Origin of the sequence: Marinobacter qingdaonensis, from assembly GCF_034555935.1 — a bacterium.
Taxonomy (GTDB): domain Bacteria; phylum Pseudomonadota; class Gammaproteobacteria; order Pseudomonadales; family Oleiphilaceae; genus Marinobacter; species Marinobacter qingdaonensis.
In genome coordinates this window covers 211,958-226,402 of the sequence record NZ_JAYDCJ010000001.1, presented here as the reverse complement: position 1 = coordinate 226,402, position 14,445 = coordinate 211,958, and the positions used below count along the sequence as shown (strand labels likewise).

The 14,445-nt window shown below is 56.3% G+C and carries 12 protein-coding genes; 10 read left to right on the top strand and 2 right to left on the bottom strand.

Annotation, left to right across the window (positions count from 1 at the left end; genetic code table 11):
* Positions 1–17: 17 nt before the first annotated feature.
* The 5 genes from U5822_RS01010 to U5822_RS00990 all read left to right on the top strand — a co-directional run bounded on the left by U5822_RS01010 (position 18) and on the right by U5822_RS00990 (position 6,635).
* The gene (locus U5822_RS01010; protein ID WP_014575803.1) at positions 18–1,778 is read left to right on the top strand and encodes a copper resistance system multicopper oxidase; all 1,761 of its coding nucleotides are present in this window, start codon (positions 18–20) and stop codon (positions 1,776–1,778) included.
* Complete coding sequence (locus U5822_RS01005; protein ID WP_322853755.1) at positions 1,775–2,524, top strand: copper resistance protein B; 750 nt, start codon at positions 1,775–1,777, stop codon at positions 2,522–2,524. The genes U5822_RS01010 and U5822_RS01005 overlap by 4 nt, the downstream gene beginning before the upstream one ends.
* A 129-nt stretch (positions 2,525–2,653) precedes the next feature.
* Positions 2,654–4,006, top strand: coding sequence for an APC family permease (locus U5822_RS01000; protein WP_322853754.1), 1,353 nt, complete (start codon positions 2,654–2,656; stop codon positions 4,004–4,006).
* A 30-nt stretch (positions 4,007–4,036) separates the two neighbouring features.
* Positions 4,037–4,264 carry a membrane protein gene (locus U5822_RS00995; protein WP_041343154.1) on the top strand — a complete coding sequence of 76 codons (228 nt, stop codon included), beginning with the start codon at positions 4,037–4,039 and terminating at the stop codon, positions 4,262–4,264.
* Positions 4,257–6,635 carry a heavy metal translocating P-type ATPase gene (locus U5822_RS00990; protein WP_322854193.1) on the top strand — a complete coding sequence of 793 codons (2,379 nt, stop codon included), beginning with the start codon at positions 4,257–4,259 and terminating at the stop codon, positions 6,633–6,635. The genes U5822_RS00995 and U5822_RS00990 overlap by 8 nt, the downstream gene beginning before the upstream one ends.
* A 147-nt stretch (positions 6,636–6,782) precedes the next feature.
* Here U5822_RS00990 and U5822_RS00985 read toward each other — a convergent pair whose 3' ends face one another.
* Entirely contained in the window at positions 6,783–6,959 is a 177-nt protein-coding gene (locus U5822_RS00985; protein ID WP_162484124.1) for a hypothetical protein, read from the bottom strand.
* 104 nt (positions 6,960–7,063) lie between these two features.
* Positions 7,064–7,351, bottom strand: a complete 288-nt coding sequence (locus tag U5822_RS00980; RefSeq protein WP_041343150.1) for a hypothetical protein — start codon at positions 7,349–7,351, stop codon at positions 7,064–7,066.
* 338 nt (positions 7,352–7,689) lie between these two features.
* Here U5822_RS00980 and U5822_RS00975 point away from each other — a divergent pair, with 338 nt between their 5' ends.
* The 5 genes from U5822_RS00975 (at position 7,690) to U5822_RS00955 (ending at position 14,433) form a co-directional block, all read left to right on the top strand.
* Positions 7,690–8,073 carry a hypothetical protein gene (locus U5822_RS00975; RefSeq protein WP_322853753.1) on the top strand — a complete coding sequence of 128 codons (384 nt, stop codon included), beginning with the start codon at positions 7,690–7,692 and terminating at the stop codon, positions 8,071–8,073.
* A gap of 79 nt (positions 8,074–8,152) precedes the next feature.
* On the top strand, positions 8,153–9,649 hold the full coding sequence (locus U5822_RS00970) for an efflux RND transporter periplasmic adaptor subunit (RefSeq protein ID WP_322853752.1): 1,497 nt from the start codon (positions 8,153–8,155) through the stop codon (positions 9,647–9,649).
* A 15-nt stretch (positions 9,650–9,664) separates the two neighbouring features.
* The gene (locus U5822_RS00965; RefSeq protein WP_052472119.1) at positions 9,665–10,006 is read left to right on the top strand and encodes a copper-binding protein; all 342 of its coding nucleotides are present in this window, start codon (positions 9,665–9,667) and stop codon (positions 10,004–10,006) included.
* A gap of 60 nt (positions 10,007–10,066) precedes the next feature.
* Entirely contained in the window at positions 10,067–13,213 is a 3,147-nt protein-coding gene (locus U5822_RS00960; RefSeq protein WP_322853751.1) for an efflux RND transporter permease subunit, read from the top strand.
* Positions 13,210–14,433 (top strand): TolC family protein, encoded by a 1,224-nt coding sequence (locus U5822_RS00955; protein WP_322853750.1) that lies wholly within the window; start codon positions 13,210–13,212, stop codon positions 14,431–14,433. Before U5822_RS00960 ends, U5822_RS00955 begins: the two co-directional genes overlap by 4 nt.
* Positions 14,434–14,445 lie beyond the last annotated feature (12 nt).

Here is a 14,445-nt window from a genome sequence, read left to right as displayed (position 1 = left end):
AGTTTGGAGTAAAACAGATGAAAACACGCTTTTTGACAGGGCTTTTGAGCCTGCTGATGCCAGCCTTGGTTATGGCCGGTGAGTACGACCTTACGGTCGACCGGGTAAAAATTGATACCGGCGATTTTGTGAAGGAAGGCATCGGATACAACGGCGCATCCCCGGGGCCGGTTATGCGCTTCAAGGAAGGCGAAAACGTCAAGATCAATGTGACCAATAACCTGGATGAGATGACGTCTATTCACTGGCACGGCCTGATCCTTCCTTTTAACCAGGACGGTGTGCCCGGTATCAGCTTCCCGGGCATCAAGCCGGGTGAAACCTTCACCTATGAATTTCCTATCCAGCAAGCGGGCACTTACTGGTTCCACAGCCACTCTGGATTCCAGGAGCCGGACGGCGCCTATGGTGCCATTGTCATCGAGCCCGAGGGCCGTGAGCCATTCCGCTACGATCGTGAATACGTGGTGCAGTTGACTGATAAGCACCCCCATTCCGGTGACCGCATCATGCGCAACCTGAAAATGATGCCGGATTACTACAACCGCGAGCAGCAAACCGTCGGCGAGTTTTTCTCGGACGTGTCAAAAAATGGCCTGATGAACACCGTCAGTGACCGTATGGCCTGGGGTGGCATGCGGATGATGAAGGCAGACGTTGAAGACGTGCAGGGCTTTACGGGCCTGATCAACGGCAAAGGTCCGGACCAGAACTGGACGGGACTCTTTGAGCCGGGCGAACGCATTCGGCTGCGATTCATCAACTCTTCCGCGATGACCTACTTTGACATCCGGATTCCGGGTTTGGATATGACGGTTGTCCAGGCTGATGGCAACAATGTTCAGCCGGTTAATGTAGACGAATTCCGGATTGGTGTGGCGGAAACCTACGATGTAATCGTGCGTCCGAAAGATGAGCAGGCCTACACCATATTCGCCGAATCCATGGGGCGTTCGGGCTATGCCAGAGCAACACTGGCCCCAGAAGAGGGTATGGAAGCGGCTGTACCGCAACTGCGTGAACCGGCCCGCCTGACTATGGCCGACATGAGCGGTATGCATGGCATGGACCATGGCAGCATGGCCGGTATGGATCATGGCGACATGGATATGAGCAGCTCAGAAGGGATGGGCGGAATGGATCATTCTTCGATGAAAGGAATGGACCACTCAAATATGAAAGGAATGGATCATTCTAACATGGAAGGCATGGATCACGGTTCCATGGCGATGGGTAAAAAAGAAGGTCCAAGTGATCCCTTCTATGCCAAGGGTAGTGGCCTCGTACCCACGGCAGCCAATGGCGGTAAGTTCCTGTCCTACGCTGACCTGAAGGCTCAGGATCCGCTGTATGAAGTTCGCGAGCCGACCCGGGAAATTGAGCTTCGTTTGACCGGCAACATGGAGCGGTATACCTGGAGCATAAATGGCGTTAAGTACGAAGACGCCGATCCGATTCGCCTCAAATACGGTGAGCGGGTCCGTTTCAAGTTTGTTAACGAAACCATGATGACTCACCCCATGCATCTGCACGGTATGTGGTCAATTCTTGATGTTGGCGCAGGCCAGTGGAATCCGATCAAGCACACGGTCAGTGTGCAGCCCGGCACCACCGTTTATATGGAAACCGAAGTCGACGAGCCTGGCCAGTGGGCGTTCCACTGCCACCTTTCTTATCACGCGGCCGCTGGCATGTTCCGCAAGGTGATTGTTGAAGGTGGGCCAGAGTCAACGCAGGCCAAAACAGACGTGGCGGCTGAAGAAGGAGGTGAGGCATGAGTTGTATTCGATCACTTGTTGCGGTCAGTTTCCTTGCCTCTATCGGATTCTCGACGGCGGTGACCGCTCAGGAAATGATCTCCGACACGACCGCTCGTAAACAGCCACTCACAACCTGGGGTGTTCAATTTGAAGAGTTTGAATACCGCTACAGCGACGATGACGAGGAGCTGGGCGTCTGGAATGCGGATGCCTTCTATGGCACCGATGATTTTAAAATCCGGCTGCTCACAACCGGTGAATACGAAATACAGGAGCAGGCCTACGAAACACTGGAAAACCAGTTGGTCGGCCAGATCCCCATCTCCAAGTTCTTCGACGCCAAAGCGGGCGTGCGTTTCGATACTCCGGAGGGGCCGGACCGCACATACGCTGTTCTCGGCGTCGCGGGGCTGGCACCTCAATGGTTTGAGATCGATGCAAATCTGTATGTCAGCAAGGATGGCGATACGTCAGCCGAACTGGACGCTGAGTACGAATTGCTGTTCACCAACTACTGGATTCTGGCGGCAACGCTGGATGCCTCAGTAGCGCTCAGTGAGGATGAAGAGATCGGCGTCGGCAAGGGATTAGTTTCCACCGAAACCGGCCTCCGGCTCAGCTACGACCTGATCGACCGTGCGTTCTCACCCTACGTGGGTGTGGTGCACGAGCGTAAGTATGGCGATAGCGCCGACCTGGCTGAAGCGAGCGGCGGCGGCACAGAAGATTGGTTTGCTGTCATCGGTGCTCGCATCGCGTTCTGACGAGGTGTCTTGGGCCAGGTTCTTCCCCTGGCCCTTTTTTATAGGATTTGATATGGGATAAATACCTGAAATGCTCAGTCAGATGTCGGCGGCATTTCGGGTTCTTGAGTAAGAGTATCAGGAGGGCGAATGAGCAGGGAGCAAGACAGGACCACTCGCTATCAGGAAGGCAGTCTCACACTCCCGGGAACCGTTATGCTGGGTACCGGAGTCATGATTGGGGCCGGTATCTTCGCATTGACCGGGCAGATGGCGCAGATGACCGGCGCTCTTTTCCCATTGGCGTTTCTCGCTGCCGCCGTGATCGTCGGTTTCAGCGCTTATTCGTACATCAAAATCTCCAATGCCTACCCATCAGCCGGGGGCATTGGCATGTACCTGCACAAAGCTTATGGCAACCGGCTACCGACCGCGTTTAATGCTTTGCTGATGTATTTTTCGATGGTGATCGCCCAAAGCTTTCTTGCGCGCACCTTCGGTTCCTACACCATGCAGTTGTTCGGGGGCGATGACAGTGGCCGTATGGTACCCATTCTTGGCGTCTCACTGATTCTGGTCGCGTTTCTGATTAATCTCTTAGGTAATCGGATGATTCAAGGGGTGGCGTCTTTCATAGGCATTCTGAAGATCGGCGGCATACTGATTTTCGGGCTGGTGGGTGTTTGGATTGCCGACAGCCTGTCAGTGGATTTCTCGAACACTGGTAAGGCTGGAACCGTGGGCAACTTCCTGGGCGCCACGGCCCTTGGCATTCTGGCCTTCAAAGGTTTTACGACCATCACCAATAGCGGCTCAGAAGTCATAGACCCCAAGCGGAATGTGGGGCGAGCTATCATTATTTCTATCGCCGCCTGTGTGGTGATCTACACCCTGGTCGGTTTCGCCGTTGCCAGCAATCTCTCCCTGGCGGAAATCATCAAGACGCAGGACTACTCCCTGGCGGCCGCTGCGCGCCCCGCATTGGGCGAGTATGGCGTCTGGTTTACCGTTGCCATTGCGATGATGGCCACCGCCGGAGGCATTCTGGCCAGTATTTTCGCCGTCTCGCGCATGTTGGCCATGCTGACTGAAATGAAGCTGGTCCCCCACAGCCATTTCGGCATGCCGGGCAGCATCCAGAAGCACACCTTGGTTTATACCGTGGTGCTTGGGCTTATCCTCACGGCCTTCTTCGACCTGTCCCGAATTGCAGCGCTGGGCATCATTTTTTACCTGATCATGGACATTGCTATCCATTGGGGCGTTCTGCGCTATTTGCGGGAGGATGTGAAGGCCAATGTGTGGGTGCCTGCGATGGCTATTGTTCTGGATTTGCTCGTTCTTGGTGGCTTTGTTTGGGTCAAACTGAATACAGACCCGTTTGTGATCGGCGTAGCGGTTGTCACCATGGCTGTGATTGCGGAGGCTGAACAGGTCTTCCTCAAGAGGACCGCCAAAGCTGGGCAGCCAGGGCAGGAGGAATCTCATGCTCATCATCACTAATAACCAGAATTCGACAGGGAGAGCACTACCATGATGAACAATGACATGTTTGGAAACACCATGTGGGCCGGGCACTGGTTGTGGATGCTGGTGATCGCCATTGTGGTGGTGATTCCGGCTTGGCGTATCTGCCAGCGAACAGGCTACCCGGGGTGGTTGGGCGTGTTGATACTCATCCCTATCGTCAACCTTGTTCTACTCTATTTCATCGCGTTCGCGGATTGGCCGGCAGACCAAAAGGGAGACCAGAATGGCTGAGCATCAACATGTCCACCATCACGACAGTCACAACCACAACCACAGCCATGATCACAAAGATGCCGGCGCGCACGCCGTCAAGGATCCGGTTTGCGGCATGTCGGTGGATCCCCACTCGGCAGAGCATCGCAGCGAACACGGTGGCAAAACCTGGTACTTCTGCTCCTCACGCTGCCAGTCAAAGTTTGATGAGGATCCGGAACACTACCTCAGTGGAGAACAGAAGCCGGAAGAACCCGTGGCTCCGGGCACCATGTACACCTGTCCGATGCATCCGGAAATCCGGCAGCAGGGCCCCGGGGATTGCCCGATCTGCGGTATGGCCCTGGAGCCCGAGCAGGTAAGTCTGGATGACGAGCCTTCGGCGGAGCTCAAAGACATGACCCGCCGCTTCTGGATTGGCCTGGTGCTGGCACTGCCGGTATTGGTGTTGGAGATGGGAGGGCACTTAACGGGGCTTGATCACCTTATAGCCCCACAAATGTCCAACTGGATTCAACTGGTGTTGGCGACGCCCGTCGTGGCCTGGTGTGGCTGGCCGTTCTTTGTCAGAGGCTGGAAGTCCGTGGTCAGCCGGAATCTGAACATGTTTACGCTGATTGCCATTGGTACTGGCGTGGCGCTGATCTACAGCCTGGTGGCGACATTGGCGCCCCAGATTTTCCCCGACGCCTTTCGGCAGGAAGACGGTTCGGTCGCCGTTTACTTCGAGGCGGCTGCGGTCATCGTGGTGCTGGTGTTACTTGGGCAGGTGCTGGAATTGCGGGCCCGGGAGAAAACCTCCGGCGCGATCAAGGCGTTGCTGGATCTGGCACCGGCGACGGCCAGAAAACTGGACGATGATGGCGGTGAGTCTGATGTGTCGTTGGATCAGGTCAAGGTGGGAGACCGGTTGCGGGTGCGTCCCGGCGACAAGGTGCCGCTGGACGGCGAGGTACTGGAAGGCAGCTCCAACGTGGATGAGTCCATGGTGACCGGTGAGCCCCTGGCGGTCAGCAAGAAGTCCGGCGACCAGGTGATCGGCGGCAGCATTAACCAGCAGGGCAGCTTCATCATGCGCGCCGACAAGGTTGGCCGCGACACGATGCTGTCCCAAATTGTTCAGATGGTGGCCAGCGCCCAGCGCAGCCGCGCACCGATCCAGGGGCTGGCCGACAAGGTCGCAGGCTGGTTTGTACCGGCGGTGATTTTGATTGCCATTGTCGCCTTCATCGTCTGGTCATTCTTTGGCCCCGCACCGCCCATGGCATTCGGGCTGATTGCGGCGGTCAGTGTTCTGATCATTGCCTGCCCTTGCGCACTCGGCTTGGCAACACCCATGTCCATCATGGTGGGTGTCGGACGCGGTGCCCAAAGTGGCGTACTCATTCGCGATGCGGAAGCCCTGGAACGTATGGAGAAGGTGGACACCGTGGTGGTGGATAAAACCGGCACGTTGACAGAGGGCAAGCCGCAAGTCACCCGAATCGTCGCGGCAAACGGTTTCTCTGACAGTAATTTGATGCGCCTTGCCGGCGGTCTGGAGAAAGGTAGTGAGCATCCACTGGCTCACGCCATTCTCGATAAAGCCAAGGGGATGGACCTGAAGCTTCCGGATGCGGAAGGCTTTGACTCTCCGAATGGCAAAGGGGTTACCGGTCGAATCGACGGCAATCGGGTGCTACTTGGCAACCGCCTTCTCATGGAGTCAGAGAATGTCGACACGACGCGATTTGATAGGGAAGCCGACCAGCTCCGTAAAGATGGCGCCACCGTGATTTTTGTCGCCGTCGATGGGAATGTCGCGGGCTTGCTGGCGATTTCCGATCCGGTGAAGGAAACCACCGAGGCCGCCATTTCGGCCCTGCAGAAAGACGGAATTCGGGTGGTGATGCTGACTGGCGATAACCGCACCTCGGCCGAGGCAGTTGCCCGCAAGCTCCATATTGATGAAGTGGAGGCGGAAGTCTTGCCGGAAGACAAGGGCAAGATTGTTCAGCGCCTGAAAGACGAAGGCCGTGTTGTGGTGATGGCGGGAGATGGCGTAAATGATGCGCCTGCATTGGCAACCGCGGATGTCGGTGTGGCCATGGGTACGGGCACCGATGTGGCCATCGAAAGCGCGGGGATTACCCTGCTGCGTGGCGACCTGATGGGTATCGTCGAAGCGCGCCGGTTGTCGCTGGCGACCATGCGCAATATACGGCAGAATCTCTTTTTTGCTTTCGTGTACAACTCCGCTGGTGTTCCGATAGCAGCAGGTGTTCTTTATCCGTTTTTTGGCGTACTGCTTTCCCCGATTTTCGCAGCGGCTGCCATGTCGCTGTCGTCGGTTAGTGTAATCGTGAACGCATTGCGGTTAAGGGTAATTCGGTTGGCGCCAAAACGGTGACACTTTAATGTTCGGATAACGAGCGATAACCGACCACCGCCATTTGAGCGGGGGTCGGTTTTTTGTTGCAACTAAATCATGCAATGCAGTTTATGAGTATTTATGGCTCATGTCGCTTGCATGATTTTCGTTGCTCTGCGATCTAACCTAGCTTACCTTTTCGTTTTTCTTCATGTGCTCCATGCAAGTTTCAATCTTTTTATATTCAACAGTTTTGTTGGGGTAAGTGCGAGCCTCGTTAATACGGTCCGCTAAACCTGAATTGGCTGAGGCCATAGTTGAAAACAAAGCTGAGATTGCTGCGATCACCATTACTTTTTTCATAATATTCCCCTTTTAACCATGAAATCAGTTGAAAATTTCAGCCTGATTTCAGGTTCGTCTGGTTTAATTACTCATGTCTCCATGAGTTAACTTGGCCGCAGGGATCACCTTGCGGTATTTTTCTCTGCTTCTTCCAGTGCCCTATGGTACGCCCGGCCTTTGTCGGTGGTGGTCATCTCCAGGCGTGCCTCGAATCCGGGTTCGGACATGCCATAGCGGGTCATCTGCTTGTGTAAACGTTTCATTTCGTCATTGTTGAGAATGTTTTCGAAGGAGCGCTTATCTTTAGACTGATCGTGTGGGGTTTTCATCTCCTCATCTGATGACATGTTTCCAGCAAATGTATATGTTGAAAGAGTAATTGTTACAATAAATAAAAGTGTATTCTTCATAACCGTAATCTCCTTTTTGGTTGTCCATTTTATTTAATCATCATTTCCTGAAATGACCCTGAAAATTAGAATAAATATTGTTCTAAATAAAAAATTTATTTTTCAGTTTTAAGGTGACAGGTTAATGAACGGTTTATAGGCTATCTTGGTAGGGTGAGGGTTGGGTTTGGAGGTCCCGACAGCGTACTAGGATCAATAGATCCGGTTTGATGGAGTGCCAAGCACTCCCGTAGCAGAGAAAGAAGATAAAGTGCTTGACCCGTGTGATAGACACGCCTTACTGTTTCCAACGAAACTCGTAACCTTTAGCAAATGAGTCGCTTGAATTGCCACATGTCGTGATCCATAAAGCTGTTGTTCGCCTGTTGTTGTTGGCATTGGTGATTCAGCCTTTATTTGCTCTTGGATTGACCCATGTCGAATCGGACCAAACGCTTCCTCAGGGCACGCATGTGATGAATATGGGTGACTGCGGTATAGACGCAGGAGACAACGATGCGTCTGGGCGACGATCTGTAATCTGCAATGACATGACATCAGCGGACTGTACTCTTGCCGCAAATGTTGGCAGCTGTATTGCGGGCCTATCTGCGGTGTTTCTTCGCAATGTCGTAATGCCAACATCGTCATTTTCTGACACCAACTCCCTTTATTCCCGCGATCGCTATCTCAGCATCATCCTCGATACCCTCACACCACCCCCCAATTCCTCAAAAGCCTGAACTGAGTCTTTAATTTGCACGTTAACCCTGCCCCCAGGGCACGAGCGAGCGTTCAAAAGCTTTAAACGAGGAAATACCAATGCGCATTGCCCTGATCGTGACAGTGATCGCTGTCGCCTTTGGTCTTGGCTGGCTGTCCAGTCAACAAACCATGCCGATGTCCGAGTCAGCCGGTTCTGGCAACCCTGCTGAGGAATCATCTGATAGTAAGCCCTTGTACTGGGTTGCACCTATGGATGCCAACTACCGCCGTGACAAGCCCGGCAAGTCTCCCATGGGAATGGACCTGGTGCCGGTATACGCCGAGGAAAACAGCGGACGGGACGACGGTGGGGTGACAATAAGCGCCGCCGTCAGGGCCAATCTGGGCGTTAAAACCCAAGCGGTGTCCCGGGGTGCGATTTCTGTTCCGGTCCGAACCGTGGGCTACGTCACCGACGATGAAGACCAACTGATCCATGTTCACAGCCGCATTGCCGGCTGGGTTGAGGTGCTGCACGTGCGCTCACTGGGGGAAGCGGTCAACCGTGGTGAGCCGCTGTACGAGATCTATTCACCGGAGCTGGTGAACGCCCAGCAGGAATTCCTGATGTCTGAGCGCCTTAGGCGAGGGTCAGAGGCGACGGCCGCCGGCGGAAAACTGCGCGCCCTGGGCATGACGGATAGCCAGATTGCCAACTTGAAAAAAACCGGAAAAGTGCGTGAACGCATCACCGTGTTTGCCCCCGGTTCTGGCTATGTGGCCGCCTTGCCCGCCCGTGCGGGTATGTACGTGCGCCCGGATACCGAAATCATGGCCATTGGCAGCCGCGATACGGTGTGGGTGATCGCCGAGTTTTTCGAACGTCAGTCCGGGCTGGTCAGGACCGGCCAGGCCGTTGAATTCGCCACACCCTCCATGCCGGGCACCCGTTGGGAAGCCACCATTGACTACGTCTATCCGGAGCTGGACGCGAAAACGCGGACTCTGCGGGCTCGGTTGCGCGTCCCCAATCCCGATGGCCGGCTGCGCCCCAATATGTTCGTGAATCTCACCATGGATGCTCCTATTGGCGACGACCTGCTCACTATCCCACGCCCGGCGCTGATCCAGCGAAGCGACAGTCAGCACGTGCTGCTGGCAGAAGATGATGGGTATTTTCGTCCGGTGCCCGTCAAGACCGGCCAGGAAGCAGGCGACAGGGTCGTCATTCTCGAGGGGCTAACGGAAGGGCAGCAGGTGGTGGTGTCCGCCCAGTTCCTAATTGATTCGGAAACCAGCCTTGAGGCCGCCATGCTGCGACTGGAACCCGAGGAGCAGAACACTACCGGCATGACCGATACGGACAACTCTGCGCCCGAGCTGTTTGAAGCCACTGGCCGGATTACAGAGCTGGATACCGAGAATGCTTCAGTCACGCTGGATCACGGCCCGATAGCCGACCTTGGCTGGACGGCCATGACGATGGCGTTTGATCTTGCCGAATCCGTCGAAACGGGTGCATTGGCCACCGATCAGACTGTCAAGTTTGGATTCCGCGAGACGCCGGAAGGCTATCTGGTGGAACGCATCGAACCTGCGCAAGACGCGCAATAACCACTGGAGAAAACCATGAAACTGAAAACCCTGATGACGGCTGTTGTGTTCGGATTATCTCTGGGGCCTGCTCTGGCCGCGGCCGATAACAACATGGGCTCGATGTCCGGCATGGACACCAAAGAGTCCGCTGGCCCGGTCCAGAGCCGGGGTGTGATCACCGCGATCAGCACCGAAAAACGCAAAGTAACACTGAAGCATGAGCCCATTCCTGAGCTGAACTGGCCGAGCATGACCATGGGCTTTTCCGTGGCTCCCGAGGTGGACCTGAACGGCCTGAGCAAGGACGACGCCGTGGCCTTCACCCTGACGCCCGCTGGCAAGGGCCAGCAAGTGACTTCGATCAGTAAACAGTAGCGATAGCCCGGGGGCGGCCATTGTAGTCGCCCCCGGCCATCACCAAACCGGATTCAGCTCATGATTAACGCCATTATCCAGTGGTCACTCCATAACCGTTTTTTTGTGTTGCTTGCCACCCTCATCCTGACGGGGTGGGGGTTCTATTCCGTCAAAGAAACACCCATTGACGCCATCCCGGATCTATCGGATGTACAGGTGATCGTCAAAACTCCCTACCCGGGCCAGGCACCCCAGGTGGTGGAAGACCAGGTGACCTATCCCCTGACCACCGCCATGCTGTCAGTGCCGGGCGCCAAGACAGTTCGGGGCTATTCCTTCTTTGGCGATTCCTTTGTTTACGTCATCTTCGATGACGATACCGATCTGTACTGGGCCCGCTCCCGGGTACTCGAATACCTGAGCCAGGTGGCCGGGGAATTGCCCGATGCCGCCAAACCAGAGCTGGGGCCGGATGCGACCGGCGTTGGCTGGGTATACTCCTACGCCCTGGTGGATCGCACCGGTCAGCATGATCTTTCGGAACTGCGGGCTATTCAGGACTGGTTCCTGAAGTTTGAATTGCAGACCGTGCCCGGTGTGTCCGAGGTGGCCAGCGTTGGCGGCATGGTCAAGCAATACCAGGTGGTGGTGAATCCGGACCGACTAAGAGCCCACAACATCACGCTGCAGCGCATTCATGCCGCCATCAACAGCGCCAACCAGGAAACCGGCGCCTCCGTGGTGGAGATGGCCGAGGCGGAATACATGGTTAGGGTTACCGGCTATCTGCAGAACGAAGATGACCTGCGCCAGGTACCGCTAGGTGTTAGCGATAATGGCAAGCCCTTGTTGCTGAAGGATGTGGCAGATATCCAGTTAGGGCCCCAGATACGTCGGGGTATCGCCGAACTGAATGGCGAAGGCGAGGTGGCCGGTGGCATTGTGGTAATGCGCTTCGGCGAAAACGCACTGGCAACCATTGAGGGGGTTAAACAACGGCTTGAGGATATCAAGGCCAGCCTCCCCGATGGGGTAGAAGTCGTGCCTACCTATGATCGCTCCACGCTGATCAACAACGCTGTGGACAACCTGTATGGGAAGCTGCTGCAGGAATTCCTGGTGGTCATCCTGATCTGCGCGGTATTCCTGTTTCACCTTCGCTCCTCTCTGGTGGTCATTGTCAGCCTGCCGGTGGGTATCCTCGCTGCGTTCGTGGTGATGCACGCCCAGGGCATCAACGCCAACATCATGTCCCTCGGGGGTATCGCCATTGCCATCGGCGCCATGGTGGACGGTGCCATTGTGATGGTGGAGAACGTCCAGAAACACATGGAGCGAACCCCACTGACACCGCAAAACCGATGGGCCGTGATGTCGCGGGCCGCGGGTGAGGTGGGGCCGGCGCTGTTTTTCTCACTGATGATCATCACCGTGAGCTTTCTGCCAGTCTTCACCCTGGAGGCTCAGGAGGGCAAGCTCTTCGCGCCCCTGGCGTTCACCAAAACCTACGCCATGGCGGCCGCTGCAGGTCTGGCCATTACCCTGGTGCCGGTACTGATGGGCTATTTCATCCGTGGCAAGGTATTGCCAGAACATCGCAACCCCATCAACCGACTGCTGATCGCCCTGTACCGACCGATTATCGGCTGGGCTTTGCGACGGCCGGCATTGATGCTTGCCGGAGGCCTGGTGGTGCTGATCATCGGCTTCTGGCCGGCCAACAAGCTGGGCAGTGAATTCATGCCGCCTCTGGACGAGGGGGATCTGATGTACATGCCCACCACCTATCCTGGTATCTCCATTGGCAAGGCCCGGCAGATTCTGCAACAGACCGACAAGCTGATTGCCAGTATTCCGGAAGTGGAGACCGTGTTCGGCAAAATCGGCCGCGCCGATACGGCCACCGATCCTGCCCCGCTGACCATGATTGAGACCTTTATCCAGTTCAAACCACGGGACCAGTGGCGACCCGGCGTGACGCCGGAATCTCTGCGCCGGGAACTGGACAGGACCGTCAGACTTCCGGGCCTTACTAACGCCTGGGTCATGCCGATCAAAACCCGCATCGACATGCTCTCCACCGGCATCAAGACCCCGGTGGGCATCAAGGTGGCCGGCCCTGACTTGGCAGTGATCCAGGGTATAGGGGAGGAACTGGAACGGGTGCTGACTGACATACCCGGCACAGCCTCAGCGTTTTCAGAGCGGGTGGCCGGAGGACGTTATATCAAGGTGGATATAAAGCGCGAGGCTGCCGCTCGTTTCGGGCTGAATATCGCAGACATTCAATCGGTCGTACGTACCGCGATTGGCGGCATGAACGTGGCCAGCACGGTGGAGGGTCTGGAGCGCTATCCCATCAATCTGCGCTATCCCCAGGGTTACCGGGATTCGGTGGAGCAGATGCGCCTGCTGCCGATGGTGACACCCAATGGCCAGCGTATCGCGCTGGCGGATGTCGCGGATATCCGGATCGACAAGGGGCCGCCCATGATCAAGTCGGAAAACGCCCGTATCAATGGCTGGACTCTGGTGGATATCGAGGGCCGGGATCTGGGCAGTTGGGTAAGGGAGGCGCAGTCCGTGGTGCAGAAACAGATCGATCTGCCCGCCGGCTATTCTCTGGCCTGGTCCGGCCAATATGAGTACATGCAGCGTGCCAAGGAACGCCTGACGCTGGTGGTCCCGCTGACCCTGGCGATCATCATCATCCTGTTGTACCTGAACTTCCGCAATCTGACAGAGGTGGGCATTATCCTCGGCACCCTGCCATTCGGCATGATCGGCGGAATCTGGCTGATGTATCTGCTGGGTTACAACCTGTCCGTGGCTGTGGCCGTCGGTTTTATTGCCCTGGCCGGAGTCGCGGTGGAAATCGGTGTACTGATGCTGGTGTACCTGAACCAGTCCCTGCACAACGCTTTGGAGACCGTTGAACATCAGCCCGGGAAACTGTCGGCGGATGCCCTGCGCCAGGCGATCAGCCAGGGGGCTGCGCAACGGGTGCGTCCGATCATGATGACCTTCGCGGCCATTGTAGCTGGCCTGGTGCCCATCATGCTGGGCAGTGGCACCGGCTCGGAAGTGATGCAACGCATCGCCGGCCCGATGATCGGTGGCATGGTCACCACGCTGATCCTGACCTTGCTGCTGATTCCGGTGATTTTCTATCTCTGGCAGCGCGCCCGTTTGAAAAAGCTTGCCCAAAAAGGAGCGATCCAATGATTCGACGCCTTGGAATTCAGGCAACTCTGGCGGCATTCATCGCACTTTCGATGCCGGCTGTGGCGGAAACCCGTGAAACGTTGGAGCAATGGATTGCGGAGGCGCTGGCCAACAACGCCTCCCTGAGTGCGCAGCAAGCTGCAATCGAGGCAGCGGAGGCGAACGTGGAAGGTTCAGATACCTGGGCTGACCCTGTCGTCAAGTACGGCATTGCACCCGAAACGCTTGAAGGTCCCAATATGGTCGGGCACCGATTTGAAGTCAGTCAAAAACTGCCGTGGCCGGATCAGCTATCGGCGTCCCGTGGCGCCTCGGAGGCGGGCGTGCGTGCGGCAAGACAGGACACCCTGTGGCAGACACGGAAACTGACTGCTTCCGTTAAGGAGGCCTATGCCCGCTTGTGGTATTCGGACCGGGCCATTGAGTTGCATCACGAAACCCGCGCCCTGGTGGAACAATTAGCGGACATAACCCGGCAAAGACTGGAATACGGCGAAGGCACCCAGAGCGAGTTGCTCAGGATAGAAACGGAACTGGATACTCTGGATGCGCAACTGGTTGAGCTTCAGGCTGAACAGGGTCGCCTCTCCGCCAGCCTGATTCCTTTATTGGGGCGTCGCCCGCAACCATCCGAGCTGGTGTTGCCCGTGCCTCCCCGCATGCCAATGGTGGCGGATATCCCCGTGGAAACCGATCACCCACTGGTTCAGGCCGCAGAGGCACGAACTGCAAAAGCCCAGGCCCGGCTGGATGCAGCGGAAGCCGACCGCAGGCCCACATTTACAGCCAGTGCAGGCTACAACAGCCTGTGGGCTGACGAAAGCAAGCGCTGGATGGTGGGCGTGGGCATTCAGATTCCGTTCAGCGGGCAACGACAGAACAGTGCCGTTCGCAGGGCCGCGGCCGAAGTCTCTCAGCGACAGTGGCAAACCACTCAAGCCCACCGCGATTTGCAGGCGTCAATTGGTGATGTAAAGGCGTCCGTTCAGGCGGGCTATGGCCGCCTTGAAATTCTTGACCAGCGACACCTTCCCAACCAGAGCGCCCATTGGGAAGCCAGCCTGAACGAGCTGGCCAGCGGCACTGGCAGACTGGAAGATGCGATCAACAGCGCAAGACAGCTCACTGGCGTAAAGCTCACCCGGGAAGCGGTCATTCGCGACCTGTTTAGTGCCAAGGCTCGTTACGAAGCCCTGCAAATCACCGGTGTATCAAACTAAAAGGAGATTAAC